Below are 25,269 nucleotides of genomic sequence, written 5' to 3'. Positions count from 1 at the left end.
GATGCCCCCTACCAGGAGGTGCTCGACATGACTGTCCTGGAGCAGCCAGGTGCCTATCGTCCCGCGCCGCCCCCCGCCTGGCAGCCGCGCACCGACCCCGCGCCGCTGCTGCCCGACCCCGAGCCGTACCGGCTGCTGGGCACCGGCGCCGACCTGGATCCGGAGCTGCTGGTGAGGCTGTACGGGCACCTGGTGGCGGGCCGCCGCTACAACCAGCAGGCGACCGCGCTCACCAAGCAGGGCCGGCTCGCCGTCTACCCCTCCTCGACCGGGCAGGAGGCGTGCGAGGTGGCCGCCGCGCTGGTGCTGGAGGAGCGCGACTGGCTCTTCCCCAGCTACCGCGACACCCTCGCCGCCGTGGCCCGCGGCATGGACCCGGCCAAGGCGCTCGGCCTGCTGCGCGGCGACTGGCACACCGGCTACGACCCCTACGAGCACCGCATCGCGCCGCTGTCCACCCCGCTGGCGACCCACCTCCCGCACGCCGTCGGGCTCGCCCACGCCGCCCGCCTCAAGGGCGACGACGTGGTGGCGCTGGCCATGGTCGGCGACGGCGGCACGAGCGAGGGCGACTTCCACGAGGCCCTGAACTTCGCCGCCGTCTGGCGCACGCCGACCGTCTTCCTCGTCCAGAACAACGGCTTCGCGATCTCCGTCCCGCTGGCCAAGCAGACCGCCGCGCCCTCGCTGGCCCACAAGGCCGTCGGCTACGGGATGCCCGGCCGGCTGGTGGACGGCAACGACGCCGCCGCCGTCCACCGGGTGCTCTCCGAGGCGGTCGCCCGCGCCCGCAGCGGCGGCGGGCCCACCCTGGTGGAGGCCGTCACCTACCGGCTCGACGCCCACACCAACGCCGACGACGCCACCCGCTACCGCGCCGACGACGAGGTCGAGGCATGGCGCGAACACGACCCCGTCACGCTGCTGGAGCGCGAGCTGACCGACCGCGGCCTGCTCGACGACGCGGTGCGCGCCAAGGCGCGGGACGACGCCGAGGAGATGGCCGCGCGGCTGCGCGGGCTGATGAACGAGGACCCGGTGCTCGACCCGATGGACCTCTTCGACCACGTCTACGCGGAGAAGACCGCGCAGCTCAGGGAGCAGGCCGCGCAACTGCGCGCCGAACTGGAAGCCGAGGAAGCCGGGGCCGCCGGGAACGCGGGGAACGCCGGGGAGGGGAACGGACGATGACGACCGCGATCAGCAGCAGGAACGGCGCCGGAGCGGCCGTGCGCAAGCCCGCCACCATGGCGCAGGCCCTCACCCGCGCGATGCGCGACGCCATGGCCGAGGACCCGGCCGTGCACGTGCTCGGCGAGGACGTCGGCACGCTCGGCGGCGTCTTCCGGATCACCGACGGACTGGCGAAGGAGTTCGGCGAGGACCGCTGCACGGACACCCCGCTGGCCGAGGCCGGAATCCTGGGCACGGCCGTCGGAATGGCGATGTACGGGCTGCGGCCGGTGGTGGAGATGCAGTTCGACGCCTTCGCGTACCCCGCGTTCGAACAACTCCTCAGCCACGTCGCCAAGATGCGCAACCGCACGCGCGGCGCGATGCCGCTGCCGATCACCATTCGCGTGCCGTACGGCGGCGGGATCGGCGGCGTGGAGCACCACAGCGACTCCTCCGAGGCCTACTACATGGCCACCCCCGGCCTGCACGTGGTGACCCCGGCGACCGTGGCCGACGCGTACGGGCTGCTGCGGGCCGCCATCGCCTCCGACGACCCGGTGGTCTTCCTGGAGCCCAAGCGGCTGTACTGGTCGAAGGCCGACTGGTCCCCCGAGGCGCCGGAGCCGGTGGCGCCCATCGGCCGCGCCGAGGTGCGCCGCGCGGGGACGTCCGCGACGCTGATCACCTACGGGCCGTCGGTGCCCGTCTGCCTGGAGGCGGCCGAGGCCGCCCGCGAGGAGGGCTGGGACCTGGAGGTCGTCGACCTGCGCTCCCTGGTCCCCTTCGACGACGAGACGGTCTGCGCGTCGGTGCGCCGCACCGGGCGGGCCGTGGTCGTCCACGAGTCCAGCGGCTTCGGCGGCCCCGGCGGCGAGATCGCCGCCCGGATCACCGAGCGCTGCTTCCACCACCTGGAGGCGCCGGTGCTGCGCGTGGCGGGATTCGACATCCCCTACCCGCCGCCCATGCTGGAGCGCCACCACCTGCCCGGCGTGGACCGGGTGCTGGACGCGGTGGCCCGGCTCCAGTGGGAGTCGGAGTGGACCGAGGGGAGGGACCGCTGATGGCCGAGGTCCGCGAGTTCACCCTGCCCGACCTGGGCGAAGGGCTGACGGAGGCCGAGATCGTCCGCTGGCTGGTGTCCGTCGGCGACGTCGTCGCCGTGGACCAGCCGGTCGTGGAGGTCGAGACGGCCAAGGCGATGGTCGAGGTGCCGTGCCCGTACGGCGGTGTGGTCACCGCCCGGTTCGGCGAGGAGGGCGCCGAGATCCCCGTGGGCGCGCCCCTGATCACGGTGGCCGTCGGCGCGTCCCCCGGGGACGGCGCCGGGGCCGACGGCACGGACCGGGAACGGGCCGGGGCCGGAGCGTCGTCCGGGGCGGTGCCGGGGGCGGTTTCCGGGACGCCGGAGGCTCCGGAGCGGTCGGGGAACGTGCTGGTGGGGTACGGCACGGGTGCCCCTCCGGCCCGTCGCCGCCGGGTCCGTCCGGTGGTGGGCACCCCCGCCGCGCCCGCGTCCCCGCCCGCCGCGCCCGCGCCCGCCGCGCCTGCACCCGCCGACTCCCGGCCCGCCGCCGGGCCCGTCCCCGTGATCTCCCCGCTGGTGCGGCGGCTCGCGCGGGAGCACGGGCTGGACCTGAGCCGGATCCGCGGCTCCGGCCCCCAGGGGCTGATCCTGCGGGCGGACGTCGAGCGGGCGGTGGCCGCCCGTACGGCCGCGCCCGCCGCAGCCGCCGCGCCTGCGCCCGCCCCCGCCGCGGCCCCCGCCGCGACCGCTTCCCCCGTGGCCGCGGCCGGCGAGCGCGTCCCGCTGCGCGGACTGCGCGGCGCGATCGCGGACAAGCTCGCGACCTCCCGGCGCGAGATCCCCGACGCCACCTGCTGGGTGGACGCCGACGCCACCGAACTGCTCGCCGCCCGCCGGGCGATGAACGCCGCGGGGCCCAAGATCTCCCTGCTCGCGCTCCTCGCCCGGATCTGCACGGCCGCCCTCGAACGCTTCCCCGAGCTGAACTCGACCGTGGACACGGCCGCGCGCGAGATCGTCCGGCTGCCCGCGGTGCACCTGGGCTTCGCCGCCCAGACCGAGCGCGGGCTCGTGGTGCCCGTCGTACGGGACGCCCACGAGCGCAACGCGACGCAGCTCACCGAGGAGATCGCCCGGCTGACCGAGGCCGCGCGCGCAGGCACCCTGACCCCCGCCGAGCTGACCGGGGGCACCTTCACCCTCAACAACTACGGGGTGTTCGGGGTGGACGGCTCGACGCCGATCATCAACCACCCCGAGGCGGCGATGCTCGGCGTCGGCCGCATCACGCCCAAGCCGTGGGTGCACGAGGGCGAGCTGGCCGTGCGCCACGTCGTGCAGCTCTCGCTCACCTTCGACCACCGGGTGTGCGACGGCGGCACGGCGGGCGGCTTCCTGCGGTACGTGGCCGACTGCGTCGAGCACCCGGCCGTGCTGCTGCGCACCCTGTGACGGCCATAATCGGGGAATGACCCACGCGTACGACGCCGTCGTCATCGCCGGCGGCGCGGCCCGCCGGCTCGGCGGAGCGGACAAACCGGCCCTCACCGTCGGGGGCCGGTCCCTGCTCGACCGCGTGCTGGACGCCTGCGCGGACGCGGCGCGGACCGTGGTCGTCGGCCCGCGGCGGCCGACCGTACGCCCGGTGGACTGGGTGCGCGAACAGCCGCCCGGCGGCGGGCCGCTGGCCGCGCTCGACGCCGGGCTGCGCCGCACCGAGCGGGAGACGGTGCTGGTGCTCTCCGCCGACCTGCCGTTCCTGACGGCCGCCACCGTACGGACGCTGCTGGACGGCATGGGCGGTGCGGACGGCGGTGCGGACGGTGGTGCGGGCGGCGGTGCCGGCGCGACCGCCGGCGGCTCGGCCGTCGACGGCGTGATCGTCGACGACGGCCGCGACCAGCCCCTCCTCGGCGCCTACCGCGCCGAGTCCCTCCGCCGTGAACTGGCCCTGCTCGCCGCCGAGCACGGACGGCTCACGGGCCTCCCCCTGCGGCTGCTCACCGCGGAGCTGACGCTGCGTCGCGTCCCCGCGGCCGACCCCTCCGAGGCCCGGGACTGCGACACCTGGGAGGACATCGCCGCGGCCCGCTCGCGGATCAGGGAGCATGGGCGTGTGCTGAACGAATGGATGACCGCCGTCAAGGCCGAACTCGGCATCGACCTCGACGTCGACACCGCCGTCCTCCTCGACCTGGCGCGGGACGCCGCGCACGGCGTGGCCCGCCCCGCTGCCCCGCTGACGACCTTCCTGGTCGGGTACGCGGCGGCCCGCGCGGGCGGGAGCGCCGAGGACGTCGCCGCGACCGCCCGCCGGGCCGCCGAACTCGCCCGGCGCTGGGCCGCGGAGGACGCCGGGGACGCCGGGGGCACCGGGGGCACGGTGGAGGGGCCGGAGCCGGGGGCCGCGGGAACCACGGGGACGGGGACGGGCGCGGGATGACCGGCGACGAGCTGGCCGATGCCCTCGCCCTGGCCAACGGCCACCGCGAGGACCGCCGCGAGGCCCCCGACCGCGAGGCCCCCCGCGATCGCGACCGCGGCACCCGCCCCGACGCCCGTACGGCGGGCCGGGCGCGGGAGGTACGGCACCTCGACTGGTCCCGGGCCCGCGCCGTCGCCGCCCGCGCCGGAGCGGACCGGCGTCCCGGGACCGTCACCCTCCCCCTCGGCAGCGCCCTCGGCCACCGCCTCGCCGCCCCCCTGACCGCGCTCACCGACCTGCCGGCGTTCGACACCTCGGCCATGGACGGCTGGGCCGTCTCCGGCCCCGGCCCCTGGGAACTCGGCACACCCGACGCCCCCGGTGCCCACGGCTCCGGCGACCCCGACGCCCCCGGAGCACCCGACGGCGGCGCCCGCGCGCCCGGCGTCCTGGCCGGGGACGACGCCCCGCCCCCGCTCCCGGACGGCCACGCCGTCCCCATCGCCACCGGCGCCCGCATCCCGCCCGGCACCACCGCCGTCCTCCGCTCCGAGTACGGTGAGGTCCGCGGCCGGCGGCTGCGCACCTCCAGGCCGCCCCTGCACGGTGCCGACATCCGCCCGCGCGGCCAGGAGTGCCGCCGGGGCGACACCCTGCTGCCCGCCGGTGCGCCGGTCACCCCGGCCGTGCTCGGCCTCGCCGCCGCGGCGGGCTGGGACGAGCTGCCGGTGCTGCGCCGTCCCCGGGCCGAGGTCCTGGTCCTGGGCGACGAGCTGCTGTCGTCCGGCCGTCCCGAGGGCGGGCGGGTCCGCGACGCCCTCGGCCCCATGGTCGGCCCCTGGCTGGAGGCGATGGGCGCCGAGGTCACGGCCACCCGCCGGCTGGGCGACGACGCCGACGCGCTGCACGCCGCCCTGGCGGCCACCACCGCCGACCTCGTCGTCACCACCGGCGGAACGGCCTCCGGCCCCGTCGACCACGTCCATCCCGCCCTGCGCCGGCTGGGCGCGACGCTGCTGGTGGACGGGGTGGCCGTACGCCCGGGCCATCCGATGCTGCTGGCGCGGCTGCCCGCCGGGGCGCACCTCGTCGGGCTGCCCGGCAACCCCCTGGCGGCCGTGTCCGGGCTGCTGACCCTCGTCGAACCGCTGCTGCGGGCCGTCCCCGGCGCCGACCCGTCCGCGGACCCCGCCGATCCGCTCGCCGGTCCCTCCGCCGACCCGTCCGCCGCCCCCTCCGCCGTCCCGCCGCCCACCGCACCGCTCCTCGGCGAGGTCCACGGCCACCCCCGTGACACGCGGCTGGTCCCGGTCGTGCAGGATGGCCGGTGTGTGCGGTCGCTGCGGTTCGCCGGCCCCGCGATGCTCCGCGGCATCGCGACGGCCACCGCCCTCGCGGTCGTTCCGCCCGGCGGTGCCGCCACCGGCACCGAGGTACACCTCCTGAGACTCCCGTGGGCGTGAGGGCATGAAGAACATCCCGCTCGACGACCTGCAGCACCGCGTCCTGCTCCCCGAGCCCGTCACCGGGCCGCTGCTGCAGGTGGCGCGGCGGCTGGTCGCCGCGGCCTTCGTCCTGCTCGCCACGGTCCTGCTGGTCTACGGGGAGCGCGAGGGCTACCGGGACAACGCGGACGACGATGTCTCCTTCCTCGACTGCTTCTACTACGCCACCGTCACGCTCTCCACCACCGGGTACGGCGACATCACCCCGGTCAGCGACAGCGCCCGCCTGGTCAACGTCCTGGTCGTCACCCCGCTGCGCGTCCTGTTCCTGATCATCCTGATCGGCACCACCTTGGAGGTGCTGGCCGAACGGACCCGCGAGCAGTGGCGCCTGACCCGCTGGAGGTCCTCCTTGCGCGACCACACGGTCATCATCGGCTTCGGCACCAAAGGCCGTTCCGCCGCCGAGACGCTGATCTCCACCGGCATCCCCCAGGACCGGATAGTGATCGTCGACCCGAGCCGGAAGGTCATCGAGGCGGCCAACGCCGACGGGTACACGGGCGTCGTCGGCGACGCGACCCGCAGCGACGTGCTGCTGCGGGCGGAGGTGCAGCGCGCGGCCCAGGTCGTCATCGCCACCCAGCGCGACGACACCGCGGTCCTGGTGACGTTGACGGCCCGTCAGCTCAATCGCAACCTGCGCATCGTCGCGGCGGTGCGCGAGGAGGAGAACGCGCCGCTGCTGCGCCAGTCCGGCGCCGACTCCGTGATCACCAGTGCCAGCGCCGCGGGCCGGCTGCTCGGCATGTCGATGCTCAGCCCGAGCGCGGGCGCGGTGATGGAGGACCTGATCCACCAGGGCACCGGCCTGAACCTCACCGAGCGCCCGGTCACCAAGGCGGAGGCGGGCCGTTCCCCGCGCGAGTGCAAGGACCTGGTGGTCTCCGTGGTGCGCGGGCACCGGGTCCTGGGGTTCGACGATCCGGAGGCGGCCACCTTGCAGCTCACCGACCGCCTCGTCGTCATCCGCCGCGCCTCGCCCTCCCCCACCACCGTCATCCCCCCGGAACAGCGGAGGTAGTGCCAGCCCATGCACGCGGTCACCATTGCCGAACCCGGCGGTCCCGACGTCCTCACCTGGACGGAGGTCGACGATCCCGAGCCCGGCGAGGGCGAGGTGCTGGTCGAGGTGGCGGCGGCCGCCGTCAACCGCGCCGACCTCCTCCAGCGGCAGGGCTTCTACGACCCGCCGCCCGGAGCTTCGCCGTACCCCGGGCTGGAGTGCTCGGGACGGATCGTCGCGCTCGGGCCGGGGGTCGGCGGCTGGCGGGTCGGCGACGAGGTGTGCGCGCTGCTCAGCGGCGGCGGGTACGCCGAGAAGGTCGCCGTGCCGCACGGCCAGCTACTGCCGCTGCCCGACACCCCCGACGGCCCCCTCGACCCGGTCGCGGCCGCCGCGCTGCCCGAGGTGACCTGCACGGTCTGGTCGAACGTCTTCATGATCGCCGGACTGCGCGCCGGGGAGACCCTGCTGGTGCACGGCGGGGCCAGCGGCATCGGCACCATGGCGATCCAGCTCGCCAAGGCCGTCGGCGCCCGGGTGGCGGTCACCGCGGGCGGCCCGGAGAAGCTGCGGCGCTGCGCCGAGCTGGGCGCGGACATCCTGATCGACTACCGCGAGCAGGACTTCGTCGAAGAGGTCGGGAAGGCCACCGACGGGCACGGCGCGGACGTCGTCCTCGACATCATCGGCGCCAAGTACCTGGAGCGGAACGTGCGGGTCCTGGCCACCGGTGGCCGGATCGCGGTCATCGGCCTCCAGGGCGGGGTCAAGGGCGAACTGCACCTGGGAGCGCTGCTCGCCAAGCGCGGCTCCATCACGGCCACCAGCCTGCGCTCCCGCCCGGCCGCCGAGAAGGCGGAGATCGTCACGGCCGTGCGGGAGCACGTGTGGCCGCTGATCGCCGCCGGGCGCGTCCGGCCGGTGGTGGACCGGACGCTGCCGATGAGTCATGCCTCCCGGGCTCACCGGGTACTCGAAAAGAGCGATCACGTGGGAAAGGTCGTTCTCACGGTCTGAGGCGGCCGGCCCGTCCGGCCCGTCGATTCGTCCGGCCCGTTCGATCCGTTCGGTCTGTTCGAGCCGATCAAGCCGTTCGAGCCAATCGAGATGCCGGACCCGCGCGTTCGTGTGACGCTTGTGACACCACTGATGCTTGGTACGGGAGGGGGCGAAGCGGTGAGAGGGACCGCGATCACCCTGCTGGCCTGTGCGATGGTGCTCCTTCCGGCACCCGTCGCCCTGGCCTCCCAGCACCCGGCGGCCGTTGCGGCCGCCCCCGGCACCAGCCAGGGCGGTGTGGAGCCCAGAGCGGAGACGCCGACGCCCACGCCCTCGCCCACCGACGACGAGCCGCCGAGAGGACGGCCGTCGCACCCCACGTGGCCGACCCTGCCGCCGTGGCCCCCGGAGGAGTCCGCGCCCGCTCCGTCCCCCACGCCGACGCCCACCCCGACGCCCAGCTCCAGTGAGCCCTCCGGCGAGCCGTCCGGTACGCCGTCGGAGCGGGAGGAGGACGAGGGCGACCGCGAGGACGCCCGGCCCGGGCTGCGGGAGCCCGCCCGGCAGACGTCCGCCGGGCGGCCGGACGAGGCGCGGCAGACCCCGCGGTCGTGGACCGACCAGGTCAGCGACCGGCGCGCCGGCACCGTCGACGACTACGACTACGGCGACGACGAGTACGCCCGGGAGCAGGCCCGCACCGACGGCTACGCGACGCCCGCCACCGGGCAGCTCCTGCCCGTGCTGCCGCTCGGCGCCGGTCTGACCTTCCTCGGTCTCGGCCTGGCCTCGCTGGCCCTGCGGCTGCGCCGCTGAGCCCGCCGGCCCCGCCGGACGCCCGCCGGGCGGGGAGGTTCCCGCCCCGGGGGATCGCCCGGCGGGCGCGGTGGCGGGGGATGCAGAATGGGGGGTATGACACAGCCGATGAACGAACGGTCGCACGAGGGCCAGCAGGTCCTGGTCGTCGGCCCGGACGGAATGGCCCTCGGCGGCACCGCCCCCGCGGGTGGTGACGGCGACGCCGACGAGGAGTCGCGCGAGACCCCCGTGACGGAGATGGTCGAGCAGCCCGCGAAGGTCATGCGGATCGGCAGCATGATCAAGCAGCTCCTCGAGGAGGTCAAGTCGGCACCCCTGGACGAGGCGAGCCGGGCCCGGCTCAAGGAGATCCACGCCAGCTCCGTCAAGGAGCTGGAGGACGGCCTGGCTCCCGAGCTGGTCGAGGAGCTGGAGCGGATCTCGCTGCCGTTCACCGACGACGCGGTGCCCTCGGAGGCCGAGCTGCGCGTCGCACAGGCCCAGCTCGTGGGGTGGCTGGAGGGGCTGTTCCACGGCATCCAGACGGCGCTGTTCGCCCAGCAGATGGCGGCCCGTGCCCAGCTTGAGCAGATGCGCCGGGCGCTCCCCTCGGGGATGCTGCCCGACGACAAGGACGCCGACGGTCGCGGCCACACCCGCTCGGGCGGCCCCTACCTCTGATCCCTCCGGCCCCGGCCCCCGGTTCCTCACGGCGCCTTCCGGCCCCGCGGACCCGCGGGACCGGGGCCGCACACGCGTCGGGCCCGGCACGCGGAAACAGCGTGCCGGGCCCGACGCGTACGCGCGGTGACCCCCGTCAGGGGGCCGGGTTGCCCGTGGAGACGGTCAGGGTGATCTTGTCTTCCTCGGGGTCGAAGGCCTCGTAGGGCTTCGGGGACTGCTCCAGGACGGTGTTCTTGCCGTACAGGTTCTCGTCCTCGTACTGGACGTCCTCCAGCACCCAGCCCGCCTGGCGGACGCACTCCTTCACCGAGTCCAGGTGCTTGAACGTCAGGTCGGGCATGCTCTTCTTGCCGTCCTCCAGGAAGCTGTCGGACGCCTCGGTGCACTTGGTGACGTCGATGGTCTTCGACTTGTCCTCGTCCTTGAAGCCGGCGTTGTCGTCGGTGCCGGCGCTGGTGTCGGTACCGGTGCCGGTGTCGTCGGTGCTCTGCCCGCCCGAGGTGCCGGTACCGCCGGTGTCGCCGCCGGTGCCGCCGGTGTCGCCGCCGGTGCCCGCGGGCTGCTCCGTGGACTGGACCGGGGTCGGGGAGCCGTCCGCCCGGTTCCCGCCCTTGTCGTCGCCGTTGTTGAGCGCCACCGCGATGATCACGGCCGAGACGGCGATGATCGCGGCGATGGCCGAGCCGACGAGCACGCCCGTGTTCCGTCGGCCGCCACCGTGACCGCCACCGTGACCGGAGGAGGACGACGGGCCGTACGGCGGTGGGGTGGACGGGCCGCCGCCCTGGTGCCCGTACGGGCCCGGCGCCGGAGTGGAGTACGCCGGGGCGGGCGGCGGGGTGGACGCCCCGAAGCCGCTCTGCGCGTAGTGCTGGTAGGGCTGCTGCACGCCGGGCGGGGGCGGGGTGCCGGTGGCGTCCACCGGCGGGAAGACCGTCTGGGAGACCGCCGAGCCGCTGTGCGCCGGTCCGCCGCCGACGATCAGCGGGGTGGTGTTCGAGGCCAGCACCGCGTTGCGGACGCGCTCGCACTCCTCGCGCATCGCCTCGGCGGTCGGGAAGCGCTCGTTGGGGTTCTTCTTCAGCGCCCGCGCGACCAGCGCGTCCACCGCCGGCGGCAGCGACCGGTTGATCGAGGACGGGACGGGCGGTTCCTCCTGGACGTGCGCGTACGCGATGGCCAGCGGCGAGTCGGCGTCGAAGGGGAGCCGCCCGGTGATCAGCTCGAAGAGCATGATGCCCACCGAGTACAGGTCGGAGCGGGCGTCCACGCCGCGCCCCAGCGCCTGCTCGGGGGAGAGGTACTGCGGGGTGCCGACGACCATGCCGGTCTGGGTCATGGAGGTGACGCCGGACTGCATCGCGCGGGCGATGCCGAAGTCCATCACCTTGACCACGCCGCGCCGGTTCAGCATCACGTTGCCCGGCTTGATGTCCCGGTGCACCAGGCCCATCTCGTGGCTGACCTCGAGCGCGGCGAGCACATCGGCGACGATCTTCAGCGCCTTGTCGGCCGGCATCGCGCCGAACTGGGCCACGTCCTCGTCGAGCACCGTGCGCAGCGGCTTGCCCTCGATGTACTCCATGACGATGTACGGCACCAGCGCGCCGTCGATCTCGTCCTCGCCGGAGTCGAAGACCGAGACGATGTTGGTGTGCGTGAGCTTCGCCACCGACTGCGCCTCGCGGCGGAAGCGTTCGCGGAAGGACGGCTCGCGGCCCAGCTCGGTGTGGAGGGTCTTGACCGCGACCTGCCGGTCGAGGACGGAGTCGTAGGCGAGGTGCACCGAGGCCATGCCGCCGGCGCCGAGCAGGTCACGCAGTTGGTAGCGTCCGCCGCCGACCGTACGGCCCTGGTAGTGACCGGCCTGTGCGCCGTCGTCGCTCATCTGACTGCTTCCCCCTCGGCGCCGCAGGACTGCCGTTGTGGGCCTGCGCGTGTACGGTTGCTCTGCTGGTGCTCCCGCCGGTGCCCGTCGGCGCTCGTTGATCGGAACACCCGACTACCGGCCAAGTCTGCCCCAGCGGTCGGACACGTCAAGCCGCTTGCCCGTTCCGTGACACGATGCGCGCATACGCGTCACACGTGTTCCCCGAGGCGTCGGACATCGTAACTTGCCAGTTCGCGGCCCGAGCGGGTTGGATGGTCCGTCGCTACCCAGCGCTCTCCGCACCACCTCCCGCGCCGCTCTCTTCACTCTCACCGAGGGGCACGGTCCTCGGACCCTGTTAGCGTGCACAAGGAGCAGAGCGTACGGACCCGCACTCACGCGGACCTGATCTACGGCGAGGACTGATGGCACAGACACAAGCCGCCGGAGGGCCTTCGGAGCCCGACGAGACAGCTGGTGGGGTGTCCGATTCGCCCGATTCGCCAGAGTCTTGGCCCAATGGCGGCATGGTCGGCGACGGGCGCTACCGCATCACCCGCCGCCTCGGCCGCGGCGGCATGGCGGAGGTGTTCGCCGCCGAGGACGTGCGCCTCGGCCGGACCGTGGCCGTCAAGCTGATGCGCGCCGACCTCGCCGAGGACCCGGTGGCCAAGGCGCGCTTCACCCGTGAGGCACAGTCGGTCGCCGGGCTCAACCACCATGCGGTGGTGGCCGTCTACGACTCCGGCGAGGACGTGGTCGACGGCAACGCGGTGCCGTACATCGTCATGGAGCTGGTCGAGGGCCGCACCATCCGCGACCTGCTCATGAACGCCGAGGCGCCGCCGCCCGAGCAGGCGCTGATCATCGTCTCCGGGGTCCTGGAGGCGCTCGCCTACAGCCACCAGCACGGCATCGTGCACCGGGACATCAAGCCCGCCAACGTCATCATCACCAACAACGGCGCCGTGAAGGTGATGGACTTCGGCATCGCCCGCGCCCTGCACGGCGCGTCCACCACCATGACCCAGACGGGCATGGTCATGGGCACCCCGCAGTACCTCTCCCCCGAGCAGGCGCTCGGCAAGACGGTGGACGCCCGCTCCGACCTGTACGCGACGGGCTGCCTGCTGTACGAACTCCTCGCGCTGCGCCCGCCGTTCACCGGCGAGACCCCGCTGTCGGTGGTCTACCAGCACGTCCAGGACGAGCCGGTGCCGCCGTCGCAGGTCTCCGACGCGGTGCCGCCGGAGCTGGACGGCCTGGTGATGCGCGCGCTGGCCAAGGACCCGGACGACCGCTTCCAGACCGCCGAGGAGATGCGCGGCCTGGTGCAGTACGCGCTGCGCATGCTCCAGGAGCAGGGCGGCCACACCGGCGGCCTGTGGAACACCGGCGCGGTGGTCTCCACCGGCGCCACCCCCGCCATGGGCACCCCCTCCGCCTACGCGCAGGGCGGCGACTCCTCCCACTACGGCGGAGGGGCCGGCGACGCCACCCGGGTCGGTCCGCCGCTGCTGATGGGCAGCCCGGCCGGCGGCTCGTACGACAGCGGCGGCTACGACGGGAACGGCGGCTACGGCGACGGGGGCCGGGGCGGCAGCGGCCTGAAGTACGCGCTGATCGCCTTCTTCGCCGTCCTCGCCGTCGCCGCGGGCATCTTCTTCGCCCTCCAGAACGCCGGGGGCGAGGACCAGCAGAAGAAGCCGAGCAAGACCAGCACCGCGCCCTCGCAGCGGGAGTCCTCCAAGGAGCCGACCGAGGAGGAGACGAGCGAGGCGCCCACCCACGAGGACACCTACCCCGGCAGCACGGGCGGCTGGCAGAACAGCGGCGGGGGCAACGACTGGCCCGACGCCCCGCAGACCAGCCAGGCCCCCTCGCCGACGGACGCGCCCACCGACACCACCGGCGGAACCGGCACCACCGGGGACGGCGGCCAGGACGGCGGTACGGACACCGGCGGCACCGACGGCGGCCAGGACGGCGGCACGGACACCGGCGGCACCGATGCCGGCCAGGACGGCGGCGCCGATGTCGGCGGCACCGACACCGGCGGTACGGACAACGGCGGAGCCGCCAACCAGGGCGGTGCGGAGAACGGCGGCGCCGGCGACCCGGCGGTCGGAGGGAACGACGGCGGGGTCACCACCCCCTGACCCCGCCGCGCCCCCATACCACTTCCCGGCCGCCGTCGCACACCGTCACCGGGGTGTCGCCGCAGGTGATCTACGATCCGTCTCGTGCAGTCTCCTGATCTTCCCGGCGACACCCTCACCACGCTGGTGCGCCGCTACGGCGCCGGGGAGCCGCTCTCGTGCGAGCCGGTGGCCCAGGGACTGCTGAACCGGGGCTACCGGCTGTCCACCACCCGGGGCCGGTTCTTCCTCAAGCACCACCTCGACGGCGACCCCGGGGCCCCGGCCCGCATCGAGCACCAGCACCGCGTCACCGCCCGCCTCGGCGACCTCGGCCTGCCGGTCGTCCCGCCCGTCCAGGACGCCTCCGGCCGGACCGTCGCCGTCGTCGGCGGGCACTGCTACGCCCTGCACCCGTGGGTGGACGGCCGGCACCGCGACGGCGGTGAGCTCTCCCTCGCCCAGTGCCGCCGCCTGGGGGCGCTGCTGGGCACGGTGCACGTGCGGCTGGCCCAGGCCGTACCGGTGCCCGAGTCCGAGCGCACCACCCACCCCAGCGCCGACCCCGAGGAGACCTTCGCCCTCATCGACGAGCTGCTCGCCCGCGTCCGCACCCGCCGCCGGCGCGACTGCTTCGACGAGCTGGCCGAGCACCGGCTGCGCGAGCGCCGCGCCCTGCTGCTCCGCCACGCCCACCGCCGTCCGCCCGCCGGGGCCGAGCCGGTCGCGGGATGGGTGCACGGCGACTTCCACCCCCTCAACCTGCTCTACCGGGACCGGGAGCCCTGGGACCCGGTGGCGATCGTGGACTGGGACCGGCTGGGCGTCCAGCCGCGCGCCGAGGAGGCCGTACGGGCCGCCGCCATCTTCTTCCTGCGGCCCGGCGGCACCCTGGACCTGGCCAGGATCCGCGCCTACGCCCGCGCCTACCGCGCCGCCACCGGGGCCGGCGCGGACGAGATGGCCGCGGCCGTGCACCGGGTGTGGTGGGAGCGGCTCAACGACTTCTGGATGCTGCGCTGGCGCTACCAGCTCCGCGACCGCCGCACCGACCCGCAGTTCCCGGCCGCCGCCGCGCTGGTGGTGTGGTGGACCGGCCGCTACGGAGCGGTCCGCGACGCGTTCTGTCTGTAGTCCGCGACCGCGCCCGCCTTCACCCTCCGTGTCCACTTCGTCCGCTCTGCGGAGCGATCCGCCCGCCGGGCGGACATCACTTCCGCACGACTCTTCCCGTGTCCCCGGCGGCGGGATAACGTGCGCTTGTCCCAGACGCTTGCGATGCTGTGACCAGTGACGTTCCGGGCTTTCGCGATTTACTTGGAAATCCAAGGAAAATTGCAGGTCAGGGGCTCTTCGCGCAGATGCGGAGGTACTGGGTAACGTGCTGAGAGCGGTCGTCGAACGGGACACCTGTCACCGCTCGGTTCCGTCCGCGCCGCACCCAACCCCGTGGGCCGTACGGAATCGGGTGAGCCTCTCCCCGCCGAGGTGGGGAATCCCCAGGCTCCCCGGCGACCCCGGGGGCCGGACAGACGGAGGAGCACACGTGACCGTGGAGAGCACTGCCGCGCGCAGCAAGCCGCGCCGCAGCAGCGGAAAGCGCACGACGAGCGGCGCCAGGAAGCGCACGCAGTCGGCCGCGCGCCCCGAGCTCGTACAACTGCTGACGCCGGAGGGGGAGCGGGTCGAGCACCCGGACTACTCCCTGGAGCTGTCCCCGGACGAGCTGCGCGGCCTGTACCGCGACATGGTCCTCACCCGCCGCTTCGACGCCGAGGCCACCGCGCTCCAGCGTCAGGGCGAGCTGGGGCTGTGGGCCTCGCTGCTGGGGCAGGAGGCCGCCCAGATCGGCTCCGGGCGGGCCCTGAGGGACGACGACTACGTCTTCCCCACCTACCGCGAGCACGGGGTCGCCTGGTGCCGCGGGGTGGACCCGACCAACCTGCTGGGCATGTTCCGGGGCGTCAACAACGGCGGCTGGGACCCGAACACCAACAACTTCCACCTCTACACCATCGTGATCGGCTCCCAGGCCCTGCACGCCACGGGCTACGCGATGGGCGTCGCCAAGGACGGCGCGGACAGCGCGGTGATCGCCTACTTCGGCGACGGCGCGTCCAGCCAGGGCGACGTCGCCGAGGCGTTCACCTTCTCCGCCGTCTACAACGCGCCGGTGGTCTTCTTCTGCCAGAACAACCAGTGGGCGATCTCCGAGCCCACCGAGCGCCAGTCCCGGGTGCCGATCTACCAGCGCGCCGCCGGCTTCGGCTTCCCCGGCGTCCGCGTGGACGGCAACGACGTGCTGGCCGTGCTGGCCGTGACCCGGGCCGCCCTGGAGCACGCCCGCTCCGGCCAGGGCCCGATGCTGGTCGAGGCGTTCACCTACCGGATGGGCGCCCACACCACCTCCGACGACCCCACCCGCTACCGCAAGGACGCCGAGCGCGCGGAGTGGGAGGCCAAGGACCCGATCCTGCGGATGCGCACCTACCTGGAGAAGGAGGGCCTGGCCGACGCCGAGTGGCTCGCCGGCCTGGAGGAGGAGAGCGACGCGCTGGCCAAGCGGGTCCGCGAGGCCATCCGGTCCATGCCGGACCCGGACACCATGGCGATCTTCGAGAACGTCTACGCCGACGGGCACGCGCTGGTGGACGAGGAGCGCGCCCAGTTCGCCGAGTACCTGGCGTCCTTCGCCGACGAGGAGGGCCGCTGAGATGGCTGCCAGCACGAACGCCAAGACCACCATGCCCCTGGCCAAGGCCCTCAACGAGTCGCTGCGCAAGGCCCTGGAGAGCGACCCCAAGGTCCTGATCATGGGAGAGGACGTCGGCAAGCTCGGCGGCGTCTTCCGGATCACCGACGGGCTGCAGAAGGACTTCGGCGAGGACCGGGTCATCGACACCCCGCTGGCCGAGTCCGGCATCATCGGCACCGCGATCGGGCTGGCCCTGCGCGGCTACCGGCCGGTGGCGGAGATCCAGTTCGACGGGTTCGTCTTCCCCGCCTACGACCAGATCGTCACCCAGCTCGCCAAGATGCACGCCCGCGCGCTGGGCAAGGTCAAGCTGCCGGTCGTCATCCGCATCCCCTACGGCGGCGGCATCGGCGCGGTGGAGCACCACAGCGAGTCCCCCGAGGCGCTGTTCGCGCACGTGGCGGGGCTGAAGTGCGTCTCGCCGTCCAACGCCTCGGACGCGTACTGGATGCTCCAGCAGGCGATCGAGTCCGACGACCCGGTGATCTTCTTCGAGCCCAAGCGGCGCTACTGGGACAAGGGCGAGGTCGACACCGAGGCCATCCCCGGCCCGCTGCACAAGGCCGTCGTCGCCCGCGAGGGCACCGACCTGACGCTGGTGGCCTACGGTCCGATGGTGAAGACCTGCCTGGAGGCGGCCGCCGCGGCCGAGGAGGAGGGCAAGTCGCTGGAGGTGGTCGACCTGCGGTCGATCTCCCCGGTCGACTTCGACACCGTCCAGGCCTCGGTGGAGCGGACGGGCCGCCTGGTGGTGGTGCACGAGGCACCGGTCTTCTTCGGCTCCGGCGCGGAGATCGCCGCCCGGATCACCGAACGCTGCTTCTACCACCTGGAGGCGCCGGTGCTGCGCGTCGGCGGCTTCCACGCGCCGTACCCGCCGGCCCGCCTGGAGGAGGAGTACCTGCCCAACCTGGACCGGGTGCTCGAAGCAGTCGACCGCGCGCTGGCGTACTGAGAACAGGGCTGAGGAGAGTCGTGACGATGACTGATACGGCTACCGCCGGGGCCGCGGCCCAGCGCATCCGCGAGTTCAAGATGCCGGACGTGGGCGAGGGACTCACCGAGGCCGAGATCCTCAAGTGGTACGTCCAGCCCGGGGATCCGGTGACCGACGGACAGGTGGTGTGCGAGGTCGAGACGGCCAAGGCCGCCGTCGAGCTGCCGATCCCGTTCACGGGCGTGGTGCACGAGCTGCGCTTCGAGGAGGGCACCACCGTGGACGTCGGCACGCCGATCATCACGGTGGACACCGACCCCTCGGCCGGGCCCGCCGACGGGCCGTCCGCCGCGCCCGCCGCCACCGCCCCCGCGCAGGGCGGGCCGGAGGACGGGACCGCGAACGGGAACGGCGGCGGCAAGCGCCAGCCGGTGCTGGTGGGCTACGGGGTCGCCACCGGCTCGACCAGGCGGCGTCCGCGCAAGCAGCCCGCCGCGCAGGCGCAGGCCGCGCAGACCGCCGTCCAGGCGGAGATGAACGGCACCGCCACGCCCGTGGCCGCCGCGCCCGCGGTGCCGAGCGCCGACGAGCCCGCCGCCAGGCGCCCGCTGGCCAAGCCGCCGGTGCGCAAGCTCGCCAAGGACCTGGGCATCGACCTGGACACGGTCGTCCCCACCGGCGAGGGCGGGATCATCACCCGCGAGGACGTGCACGCCGCCGCGGCCGCCCGCGACCGGGCCGGGACCCAGGCGGCCCCCGAGGCCCCCGCGGCGGTCCCCGCGGCCCCGGCCCCGCAGGCGCCGGCCGCGGTCCGTCCCGCCGGGGAGGGCGAGCGCCGGGTGCCGATCAGGGGCGTCCGCAAGGCGACCGCGCAGGCGATGGTCTCCAGCGCCTTCACCGCGCCGCACGTCACGGAGTTCGTCACCGTCGACGTCACCCGCACCATGAAGCTGGTGCAGGAGCTCAAGCAGGACCCGGACATGGCGGGCCTGCGGGTGAACCCGCTGCTGCTGGTGGCCAGGGCGTTCCTGGTGGCGATCCGCCGCAACCCGGAGATCAACGCCTCCTGGGACGAGGCCAACCAGGAGATCGTCCACAAGGACTACGTGAACCTGGGCATCGCCGCGGCCACCCCGCGCGGTCTGATCGTGCCGAACATCAAGAACGCGCACGCCAAGACCCTGCCGGAGCTGGCCAGGGCGCTGGGCGAGCTGGTGACCACGGCCCGGGAGGGCAAGACGTCCCCGGCGGACATGCAGGGCGGCACGGTCACCATCACCAACGTCGGCGTCTTCGGCGTCGACTCCGGCACCCCGATCCTCAACCCCGGGGAGTCGGCGATCCTGGCCTTCGGCCAGGTCAGGCTCCAGCCGTGGGTCCACAAGGGCAAGGTGAAGCCGCGTCAGGTCACCACCCTGGCGCTGTCCTTCGACCACCGCCTGGTGGACGGCGAGCTGGGCTCGAAGGTGCTGGCCGACACCGCCGCCGTCCTGGAGAACCCCAAGCGCCTCATCACCTGGGGCTGATCCCGGCATCCGGTCCGCGACGGGGCCCGGCGCACGCACCGTGCGCCGGGCCCCGCCCGTGTCCTCGCCCGTGTCCCCCGCCCGTGCCGTCCGGGGCCGGTGTTCGCATGGCGGACGGGGGATGAGCACGCATACCCGTTGTATCTATGGTGTGTACATGTCGTCCGTGCCCGCTGCCGCCGCCCCTGCCCCTGCCGCCGCCGTCAAGCCCCCGCCCGCCGCCGAACGCGTCTACGCACACGTCAAACAGGCCCTCCTGGAACGCCACTACGAGGGCGGGGCCCTGCTCACCGAGGGGGAGCTGGCCGGAGCGGTCGGGGTCTCCCGCACACCGGTGCGCGAGGCACTGCTGCGGCTGGAGGCCGAGGGCCTGATCCGGCTCTACCCGAAGAAGGGCGCGCTCGTCCTGCCCGTCTCCGCACAGGAGATCGGCGACGTCGTCGAGACCCGGCTGCTGGTCGAGGAGCACGCCGTGCGCAAGGTGCTGCCCGCCCCGCGCGACCTGCTCGACCGGCTCGCCGAACTCCTGGAACGGCAGCGGCGGCAGGCCGAGACCGGCGACCTGGCGGCGATGGCCGCCACCGACCGCTGCTTCCACGCCACCGTCGTCAAGGCGGCCGGCAACCAGATCCTGGAGCGCCTCTACGACCAGCTCCGCGACCGCCAGCTCCGCATGGGCGTCGCCGTGATGCACTCCCACCCCGACCGGATCGCCAAGAACATCACCGAGCACACCGAGATCCTCCGGACCCTGCGCTCGGGCGACGCCGAGGCGGCCGCCTCGGCGGTGCGCGGCCACGTCGGCTCCGTACGGCACCTGCTGCGCGGTGAGGCCCGGTGAGCGGCACGGACACGTCCCCGTCCGGCGGGGCCGGCGGAGTGCGGCTGGGAGGGCCCCGGGCCGCCTTCGTCTGGGGGATCGGGGTCGCCGTCTACTTCACCGCCATCACCTACCGCACCAGCCTGGGCGTCGCGGGCATCGACGCGGCCGAGCGGTTCCACATCAACGCCTCCGCGCTGTCGACCTTCTCGATCCTCCAGCTCCTGGTCTACGCCGGGATGCAGATACCCGTCGGCCTGCTGGTGGACCGCTGGGGCACGAAGAAGGTCCTGATCCTGGGCATCGTGCTGTTCACCACCGGCCAGTTCGCCTTCGCGCTGTCCGGCTCGTACGCCATGGCGCTCGCCGCCCGCGCGCTGCTCGGCTGCGGCGACGCGATGACGTTCATCAGCGTGCTGCGGCTGGGCTCGCGCTGGTTCCCGCCCCGCCGCGGGCCGCTGATCGCGCAGGTCGCCGCGTTGTTCGGGATGGCGGGCAACCTGGTGACCACCCTGGTGCTGGCACGCGTGCTGGCCGCCTTCGGCTGGACGCCGACCTTCGCGGGCAGCGCCGCGCTGGGCGCCCTGGTGCTGGTGCTGGTCCTGCTCTTCCTCAAGGACCGGCCGGGCGGCGCCGGGCCGGAGCCGGGGACCGCGCCCGCACCGCAGCAGCGCGGCGGCTACGTGCGCCGCCAGCTCGCCGCCGCCTGGCGGGAGCCGGGCACCCGGCTGGGCATGTGGGTGCACTTCACCACCCAGTTCCCGGGCATGGTCTTCCTGCTGCTGTGGGGGATGCCGTTCCTCGTCGAGGCCCAGGGCCGCTCCCGGGCCGAGGCCGGCAACCTGCTGACCCTGGTGGTCCTGGCCAACATGGTGATCGGTCTGGTCTACGGCCAGGTCATCGCCCGGCACCACGCCGCGCGGGCGCCGATCGCGCTGGGCACGGTGCTGGTCACCGCCGCCGCCTGGGCGACGGTGCTGGCCTGGCCGGGCCGCGCCCCGCTGTGGGTGCTGGTGGTGCTGTGCACGGTGCTCGGGGCCTGCGGACCGGCCTCGATGATCGGCTTCGACTTCGCCCGCCCCGCCAACCCGCCCGAGCGGCAGGGCACGGCGTCGGGCATCGTGAACATCGGCGGCTTCACGGCCTCCATGGCGACGCTGCTGGCCGTGGGCGTCCTGCTGGACGCGACCGGCGACGACTACCGGATCGCGTTCGCGTCCGTCTTCGTCCTCCAGGCGCTGGGCGTCGTGCAGATCCTCCGGCTGCGCGGCCGGGCGCACCGCCGCGAGCGCGAACGGGTGGTGGCCAGCCGCGTCGAGGCGGTGCACGTACCGGTGTGACGCCCTGAGCCCCGGGACACCGCCCGGGGCTCAGGGCGTGACGGCGAAGTGGGCGAGGATCGCGTCCGCGAGCTCCTGGTCGCCCTCGACCTTGAGGTTGTCGCGCACCGCCGCGGGCCGCACCCGCCCGCAGGCCAGCCGGACGTACGTCTCCCAGTCCGTCGCCAGGGTGACGGCCGGCCCCAGCGAGACGCTGCCGTCCACCGTGCCCCGGCCCTCGCCGTCGACGCGGACGGTCCGCATGAACTCCACCGGCCCGCTCACGTCCAGGACGACCGCCGAGTTCGGCGGGGCCCCGGCGTCCTTGGCGACCACCTTCGGCAGCCCCTCCAGCAGCACGTCGCGGGCGACGTACGCGCCGGGGGAGTCCAGGTTGCCCGGCTGCCCCAGGGCCCGCCGCAGGTCCTGCTCGTGCACCCACACGTCGAACGCCCGCAGCCGCAGCGCCTGTTCGAGGGTCATCTCCCGGCCGAGCGGGGTCATCACCCTCGTCGAGGGGTCGCGCTTCTCGTTCCGCAACTGGCGCGACCGGCGGATGATCGTGTACTCCAGCTCGCTGGTCATCTCCGGCGCCGTGTGGCACCTGCGCACGTCCACCTGGACCTCGATGCGCCGGCTGAGTTCGTCCTTCACGTGGAACAGGTCGCGCGGCAGCGTGTGGATCGGCCGGGGATCGCCCAGCATCTCGCACTCCGAGCCGATGATGTGGGAGACGACGTCGCGGACCGACCACCCCGGACAGTCGGTCGCTCGGTTCCACTCGCCCTCGACCAGCGGGGAGACCAGCTCGGATATCGCCTCGATGGAGTGGGCCCAGGCGTCGGCATAGGGCTGAAGGCTTGGGTGGTCGATCAACGGGACCCCTCGATACGTGCGGAATGGAGTGGTTCGCGGTTTGGGTGCTCTCAAGTTACGCTGCGCACGGTCAGCCTGACAGGGCTTTCCTGTGACGATCGTAGGCTGCTTTCGGCAGGCGTTTGACCCCCTCGAAACCTTGGACGGTGGTACGGTGCGCGCCTCTCTCCTCCAGATCGGTGTGGACCCGGACGAAACGGTGGAAGCGCGCCGTGCGCGGGCGGCGGCCCTGGTGCGGGAGCAGTCCGCCGCGGACCTCGTCGTCCTGCCGGAGCTGTGGACGGTCGGCGCCTTCGCCTTCGACTCCTTCGCGGCGGAGGCCGAGCCGCTGCGCGGGCCCGGCGCGCGGACGGCCGAGGCCATGTCCGCCGCGGCCCGCGACGCGCGGGTGTGGCTGCACGCCGGCTCCGTGGTCGAACGCGCCGCCGGGAAGTCCGGGGAGGTCTACTACAACACCTCGCTGGTCTTCTCCCCCGACGGCGAGCCGGCCGCCGTGTACCGCAAGATCCACCGCTTCGGCTTCGACCGGGGCGAGGCCACCTTGCTGGCCGCCGGCACCGAGCCGGTCACCGTGCCCCTGCCCGACACCGTGCTGGGCCTGGCGACCTGCTACGACCTGCGCTTCCCGGAGCTGTTCCGCGCCCTGACCGACGCGGGCGCGCGGACGCTGGTGATCCCGGCGGGCTGGCCCGCCCGCCGCGCCGCCCACTGGAGCCTGCTGGCCCGCGCCCGCGCCGTGGAGAACCAGGCTTACGTCCTGGCCTGCGGCACGGCGGGCAGCCACGCGGGCGTCCCCCAGGCGGGCCGCAGCATGGTCGTCGACCCCTGGGGCGAGGTCCTGGCCGAGGCGGAGGACGCCGAGGAGCGGGTCGTCACCGCCGAGCTGGACCCGGCGTACGTCACCAAGGTCCGCGAGGACTTCCCGGTCCTGCGGGACCGCGTGCTGTAGCCGCCCGTACGGCACCGGCGCCGTACGGGGAGCGGTACGGCCTGAGTACCCGTACTCATGCGGCCCCCGCGGGCCCGCACCACCCTGTGGCCATGACCACACCACCGGTGCAGCGGCCCATGACGGCCGCGTTCTACGTCCAGTCCGTGCTCTCCTTCGGGCTCTCCCTGCTGGCGGTGGCCCTCGGTGTCGCCTACCTGCCGCTGGGGCCGTGGGAGCGGGGCTTCCTGGCGCTCGGCGTCCTGTTCCTGGTCTCCTCCTCCTTCAACCTGGCCAAGTGCGTCCGGGACCGGCAGGAGATGCAGGAGGTCACCAGCCGGGTGGACAAGGCCCGGCTGGACAAGCTGATCACCGAGCACGACCCGTTCGACCCCCGGAACGTCTGAGCCCCGCGCCCGGCGACCTGAACGCCCCGTGCGGCGGACGGGTCACCGTCATCAAGGTCTGAGCCGCGGCGGGCGGAGGGGCGGTGGAGGATGCCGCGGCGGCCTCCGCGGCGGGTCTTGTCACACTGGAGGGCATGAACGCGCCCTCCCCCTCGGCCCATCGCCGTCGTGCCCGTGTCCGCGCCCCCGAGCTGGCCGGCAGGGGCGGCTGGCTCAACACCGGCGGCAAGCACCTGTCCCTGGCGGACCTGCGGGGACGCATCGTCGTGCTCGACTTCTGGACCTTCTGCTGCATCAACTGCCTGCACGTCCTGGACGAGCTGCGGGAGCTGGAGGAGGAGCACCGCGACACCGTGGTGGTCGTCGGCGTCCACTCGCCGAAGTTCGTCCACGAGGCCGAGCACCAGGCCGTCGTGGACGCCGTCGAGCGCTACGGGGTGCACCACCCCGTCCTCGACGACCCGGACCTGGTCACCTGGAAGCAGTACGCGGTGCGCGCCTGGCCCACGCTCGTCGTCATCGATCCCGAGGGCTACGTCGTCGCCCAGCACGCGGGCGAGGGCCACGTACACGCCATCGCCAGGCTGGTGGCGGAGCTGGAGGCCGAGCACGAGGCCAAGGGCACCCTGCGGCGCGGCGACGGTCCGTACGTGCCGCCGGAGCCCGAGCCGACCGACCTGCGCTTCCCCGGCAAGGCGCTCGTCCTCCCCTCGGGGAACCTGCTGGTCAGCGACACCACCCGGCACCAGCTCGTGGAGCTGGAGCCGGACGGGGAGACGGTGGTGCGGCGCGTCGGCACCGGCGGGCGCGGGCTGGCGGACGGGCCGGGCGAGAAGGCGCGCTTCAACGAGCCGCAGGGCCTGGCGCTGCTGCCCGACGGGGGCGTCGCGGTCGCCGACACCGTCAACCACGCGCTGCGGCGCTACGACCCGGCCACCGGCGAGGTCACCACGCTGGCCGGCACCGGCCGCCAGTGGTGGCAGGGCTCGCCCGCCTCCGGCCCGGCGCGCGAGGTGGACCTCTCCTCGCCGTGGGACGTGGCCTGGTGGGCGGACCGGCTGTGGATCGCGATGGCCGGCATCCACCAGCTCTGGACGTACGACCCGGCGACGGGGACCGTGGCCGTCGCGGCGGGCACCACCAACGAGGGCCTGGTGGACGGCCCGGCCGACCGGGCGTGGTTCGCGCAGCCGTCCGGGCTCGCGGCGGACGGCGACCGGCTGTGGGTGGCCGACTCCGAGACCTCCGCCCTGCGCTGGATCGAGCGGGCCGGCGACGGGGCCGGCGACGGCGACGAGGGCGGCGACGGGGCCGGCTCCTTCACCGTCCGCACGGCCGTCGGCACCGGGCTGTTCGACTTCGGGCACCGCGACGGCGCGGCCGGTCAGGCGCTGTTCCAGCACCCGCTGGGCGTCACCGTGCTGCCCGACCGCTCGGTGGCGGTGTGCGACACCTACAACCACGCGCTGCGGCGCTACGACCCGGCCACCGGCGAGGTCACCACGCTCGCCACGGACCTGCGCGAGCCGTCCGGCGCCGTGCTGGTCGCGGGGGACGCCGAGGGGGGTGCCGCGGACATCCTCGTGGTGGAGTCCGCCCGCCACCGGCTGACCCGGCTGCGGCTGCCCGAGGAGGCCGTACGGGTCGATCCGGTCGCCCACCGAACCCGCCGCGAGGCGACCGAGGTGGCGCCGGGCCGGCTCCGGCTGGACGTGGTCTTCCAGGCGCCGCCCGGCCAGAAGCTCGACGAGCGGTACGGCCCCGCCACCCGGCTGCTGGTCAGTGCCACGCCGCCGGAGCTGCTGGCGGACGGCGCGGGGCAGGGCACCGAGCTGGGCCGGGACCTGGTGCTCGCCGACGGCGTCACCGAGGGCGTGCTGCACGTCTCGGCGATGGCCGCGTCCTGCGACGACGCCCCGGACGTGGAGTACCCGGCCTGTCACGTCCACCAGCAGGACTGGGGCGTCCCGGTCCGCGTCACGCGGTCCGGGACGCCCCGGCTGTCCCTGGTGCTGGCGGGCCTGGCTCCGGAGTGACGGCCCGTCGCCGTCCTCGGTGGAGCGGTGACGGGGC

The 25,269-nt window shown here is 74.2% G+C and carries 21 protein-coding genes; 19 read left to right on the top strand and 2 right to left on the bottom strand.

Annotated features, from left to right (window positions below):
• The first annotated feature begins 27 nt into the window (after nt 1-27).
• The 9 genes from pdhA (VE546_RS06750) to VE546_RS06710 all read left to right on the top strand — a co-directional run bounded on the left by pdhA (VE546_RS06750) (nt 28) and on the right by VE546_RS06710 (nt 9,617).
• Complete coding sequence (gene pdhA / locus VE546_RS06750) at nt 28-1,191, top strand: pyruvate dehydrogenase (acetyl-transferring) E1 component subunit alpha (protein ID WP_324919615.1); 1,164 nt, start codon at nt 28-30, stop codon at nt 1,189-1,191.
• The gene (locus tag VE546_RS06745; protein ID WP_324919574.1) at nt 1,188-2,240 is read left to right on the top strand and encodes an alpha-ketoacid dehydrogenase subunit beta; all 1,053 of its coding nucleotides are present in this window, start codon (nt 1,188-1,190) and stop codon (nt 2,238-2,240) included. The genes pdhA (VE546_RS06750) and VE546_RS06745 overlap by 4 nt, the downstream gene beginning before the upstream one ends.
• Nucleotides 2,240-3,655, top strand: coding sequence for a dihydrolipoamide acetyltransferase family protein (locus VE546_RS06740; protein ID WP_324919613.1), 1,416 nt, complete (start codon nt 2,240-2,242; stop codon nt 3,653-3,655). Before VE546_RS06745 ends, VE546_RS06740 begins: the two co-directional genes overlap by 1 nt.
• A gap of 16 nt (nt 3,656-3,671) precedes the next feature.
• Nucleotides 3,672-4,646 (top strand): DUF6457 domain-containing protein, encoded by a 975-nt coding sequence (locus VE546_RS06735; protein WP_324919572.1) that lies wholly within the window; start codon nt 3,672-3,674, stop codon nt 4,644-4,646.
• Nucleotides 4,643-6,091, top strand: coding sequence for a molybdopterin molybdotransferase MoeA (locus VE546_RS06730; RefSeq protein ID WP_324919570.1), 1,449 nt, complete (start codon nt 4,643-4,645; stop codon nt 6,089-6,091). Before VE546_RS06735 ends, VE546_RS06730 begins: the two co-directional genes overlap by 4 nt.
• A gap of 4 nt (nt 6,092-6,095) precedes the next feature.
• The gene (locus tag VE546_RS06725) at nt 6,096-7,157 is read left to right on the top strand and encodes a potassium channel family protein (RefSeq protein WP_324919568.1); all 1,062 of its coding nucleotides are present in this window, start codon (nt 6,096-6,098) and stop codon (nt 7,155-7,157) included.
• A gap of 9 nt (nt 7,158-7,166) precedes the next feature.
• Complete coding sequence (locus tag VE546_RS06720) at nt 7,167-8,156, top strand: NAD(P)H-quinone oxidoreductase (protein ID WP_324919566.1); 990 nt, start codon at nt 7,167-7,169, stop codon at nt 8,154-8,156.
• A 159-nt stretch (nt 8,157-8,315) separates the two neighbouring features.
• A complete protein-coding gene (locus VE546_RS06715; protein ID WP_324919564.1) occupies nt 8,316-8,954 on the top strand; it encodes a hypothetical protein in 639 nt (212 codons plus the stop codon).
• A 96-nt stretch (nt 8,955-9,050) separates the two neighbouring features.
• On the top strand, nt 9,051-9,617 hold the full coding sequence (locus VE546_RS06710) for a bacterial proteasome activator family protein (protein ID WP_324919562.1): 567 nt from the start codon (nt 9,051-9,053) through the stop codon (nt 9,615-9,617).
• A 136-nt stretch (nt 9,618-9,753) separates the two neighbouring features.
• Here VE546_RS06710 and VE546_RS06705 read toward each other — a convergent pair whose 3' ends face one another.
• Complete coding sequence (locus tag VE546_RS06705) at nt 9,754-11,508, bottom strand: Stk1 family PASTA domain-containing Ser/Thr kinase (protein ID WP_324919560.1); 1,755 nt, start codon at nt 11,506-11,508, stop codon at nt 9,754-9,756.
• Nucleotides 11,509-11,915: 407 nt separating this feature from the next.
• Between VE546_RS06705 and VE546_RS06700 the strand changes: the two genes are divergently transcribed.
• The 7 genes from VE546_RS06700 to VE546_RS06670 all read left to right on the top strand — a co-directional run bounded on the left by VE546_RS06700 (nt 11,916) and on the right by VE546_RS06670 (nt 21,006).
• Entirely contained in the window at nt 11,916-13,649 is a 1,734-nt protein-coding gene (locus VE546_RS06700; RefSeq protein WP_324919558.1) for a protein kinase domain-containing protein, read from the top strand.
• A gap of 84 nt (nt 13,650-13,733) precedes the next feature.
• Complete coding sequence (locus VE546_RS06695) at nt 13,734-14,762, top strand: phosphotransferase (protein WP_324919556.1); 1,029 nt, start codon at nt 13,734-13,736, stop codon at nt 14,760-14,762.
• A 412-nt stretch (nt 14,763-15,174) separates the two neighbouring features.
• Nucleotides 15,175-16,341: a pyruvate dehydrogenase (acetyl-transferring) E1 component subunit alpha gene (gene pdhA, locus VE546_RS06690; protein WP_324919554.1), complete on the top strand. Its 1,167-nt coding sequence runs from the start codon at nt 15,175-15,177 to the stop codon at nt 16,339-16,341.
• Nucleotide 16,342: 1 nt separating this feature from the next.
• The gene (locus VE546_RS06685; RefSeq protein WP_324919552.1) at nt 16,343-17,338 is read left to right on the top strand and encodes an alpha-ketoacid dehydrogenase subunit beta; all 996 of its coding nucleotides are present in this window, start codon (nt 16,343-16,345) and stop codon (nt 17,336-17,338) included.
• Nucleotides 17,339-17,364: 26 nt separating this feature from the next.
• Entirely contained in the window at nt 17,365-18,846 is a 1,482-nt protein-coding gene (locus VE546_RS06680; protein ID WP_324919550.1) for a dihydrolipoamide acetyltransferase family protein, read from the top strand.
• Between the two features lie 157 nt (nt 18,847-19,003).
• Complete coding sequence (locus tag VE546_RS06675; protein ID WP_324919548.1) at nt 19,004-19,687, top strand: GntR family transcriptional regulator; 684 nt, start codon at nt 19,004-19,006, stop codon at nt 19,685-19,687.
• On the top strand, nt 19,684-21,006 hold the full coding sequence (locus tag VE546_RS06670) for an MFS transporter (protein WP_324919546.1): 1,323 nt from the start codon (nt 19,684-19,686) through the stop codon (nt 21,004-21,006). The genes VE546_RS06675 and VE546_RS06670 overlap by 4 nt, the downstream gene beginning before the upstream one ends.
• A 30-nt stretch (nt 21,007-21,036) precedes the next feature.
• Here VE546_RS06670 and VE546_RS06665 read toward each other — a convergent pair whose 3' ends face one another.
• Nucleotides 21,037-21,861, bottom strand: a complete 825-nt coding sequence (locus VE546_RS06665; protein WP_324919544.1) for a maleylpyruvate isomerase family mycothiol-dependent enzyme — start codon at nt 21,859-21,861, stop codon at nt 21,037-21,039.
• Nucleotides 21,862-22,015: 154 nt separating this feature from the next.
• Here VE546_RS06665 and VE546_RS06660 point away from each other — a divergent pair, with 154 nt between their 5' ends.
• The 3 genes from VE546_RS06660 (at nt 22,016) to VE546_RS06650 (ending at nt 25,232) form a co-directional block, all read left to right on the top strand.
• Nucleotides 22,016-22,810, top strand: a complete 795-nt coding sequence (locus VE546_RS06660; RefSeq protein ID WP_324919543.1) for a carbon-nitrogen family hydrolase — start codon at nt 22,016-22,018, stop codon at nt 22,808-22,810.
• Between the two features lie 92 nt (nt 22,811-22,902).
• On the top strand, nt 22,903-23,196 hold the full coding sequence (locus VE546_RS06655; RefSeq protein WP_324919541.1) for a YiaA/YiaB family inner membrane protein: 294 nt from the start codon (nt 22,903-22,905) through the stop codon (nt 23,194-23,196).
• A gap of 134 nt (nt 23,197-23,330) precedes the next feature.
• Nucleotides 23,331-25,232, top strand: a complete 1,902-nt coding sequence (locus VE546_RS06650) for an NHL domain-containing thioredoxin family protein (RefSeq protein WP_324919539.1) — start codon at nt 23,331-23,333, stop codon at nt 25,230-25,232.
• The last annotated feature ends 37 nt before the right edge of the window (nt 25,233-25,269 follow it).

This window comes from Streptomyces sp., assembly GCF_035644915.1.
Lineage (GTDB): Bacteria > Actinomycetota > Actinomycetes > Streptomycetales > Streptomycetaceae > Streptomyces.
Note: the sequence above shows the minus strand (reverse complement) of the source record. Positions and strands in the feature narration are given on the sequence as shown.

What these genes read in the sequence shown, in the direction of transcription:
- pdhA (WP_324919615.1), top strand. Translation starts at nt 28, where the DNA reads ATGACTGTCCTGGAGCAGCCAGGTGCCTATCGTCCCGCGCCGCCCCCC.
- VE546_RS06745 (WP_324919574.1), top strand. Translation starts at nt 1,188, where the DNA reads ATGACGACCGCGATCAGCAGCAGGAACGGCGCCGGAGCGGCCGTGCGC.
- VE546_RS06740 (WP_324919613.1), top strand. Translation starts at nt 2,240, where the DNA reads ATGGCCGAGGTCCGCGAGTTCACCCTGCCCGACCTGGGCGAAGGGCTG.
- VE546_RS06735 (WP_324919572.1), top strand. Translation starts at nt 3,672, where the DNA reads ATGACCCACGCGTACGACGCCGTCGTCATCGCCGGCGGCGCGGCCCGC.
- VE546_RS06730 (WP_324919570.1), top strand. Translation starts at nt 4,643, where the DNA reads ATGACCGGCGACGAGCTGGCCGATGCCCTCGCCCTGGCCAACGGCCAC.
- VE546_RS06725 (WP_324919568.1), top strand. Translation starts at nt 6,096, where the DNA reads ATGAAGAACATCCCGCTCGACGACCTGCAGCACCGCGTCCTGCTCCCC.
- VE546_RS06720 (WP_324919566.1), top strand. Translation starts at nt 7,167, where the DNA reads ATGCACGCGGTCACCATTGCCGAACCCGGCGGTCCCGACGTCCTCACC.
- VE546_RS06710 (WP_324919562.1), top strand. Translation starts at nt 9,051, where the DNA reads ATGACACAGCCGATGAACGAACGGTCGCACGAGGGCCAGCAGGTCCTG.
- VE546_RS06705 (WP_324919560.1), bottom strand. Translation starts at nt 11,508, where the DNA reads ATGAGCGACGACGGCGCACAGGCCGGTCACTACCAGGGCCGTACGGTC.
- VE546_RS06700 (WP_324919558.1), top strand. Translation starts at nt 11,916, where the DNA reads ATGGCACAGACACAAGCCGCCGGAGGGCCTTCGGAGCCCGACGAGACA.
- VE546_RS06685 (WP_324919552.1), top strand. Translation starts at nt 16,343, where the DNA reads ATGGCTGCCAGCACGAACGCCAAGACCACCATGCCCCTGGCCAAGGCC.
- VE546_RS06680 (WP_324919550.1), top strand. Translation starts at nt 17,365, where the DNA reads ATGACTGATACGGCTACCGCCGGGGCCGCGGCCCAGCGCATCCGCGAG.
- VE546_RS06675 (WP_324919548.1), top strand. Translation starts at nt 19,004, where the DNA reads ATGTCGTCCGTGCCCGCTGCCGCCGCCCCTGCCCCTGCCGCCGCCGTC.
- VE546_RS06655 (WP_324919541.1), top strand. Translation starts at nt 22,903, where the DNA reads ATGACCACACCACCGGTGCAGCGGCCCATGACGGCCGCGTTCTACGTC.
- VE546_RS06650 (WP_324919539.1), top strand. Translation starts at nt 23,331, where the DNA reads ATGAACGCGCCCTCCCCCTCGGCCCATCGCCGTCGTGCCCGTGTCCGC.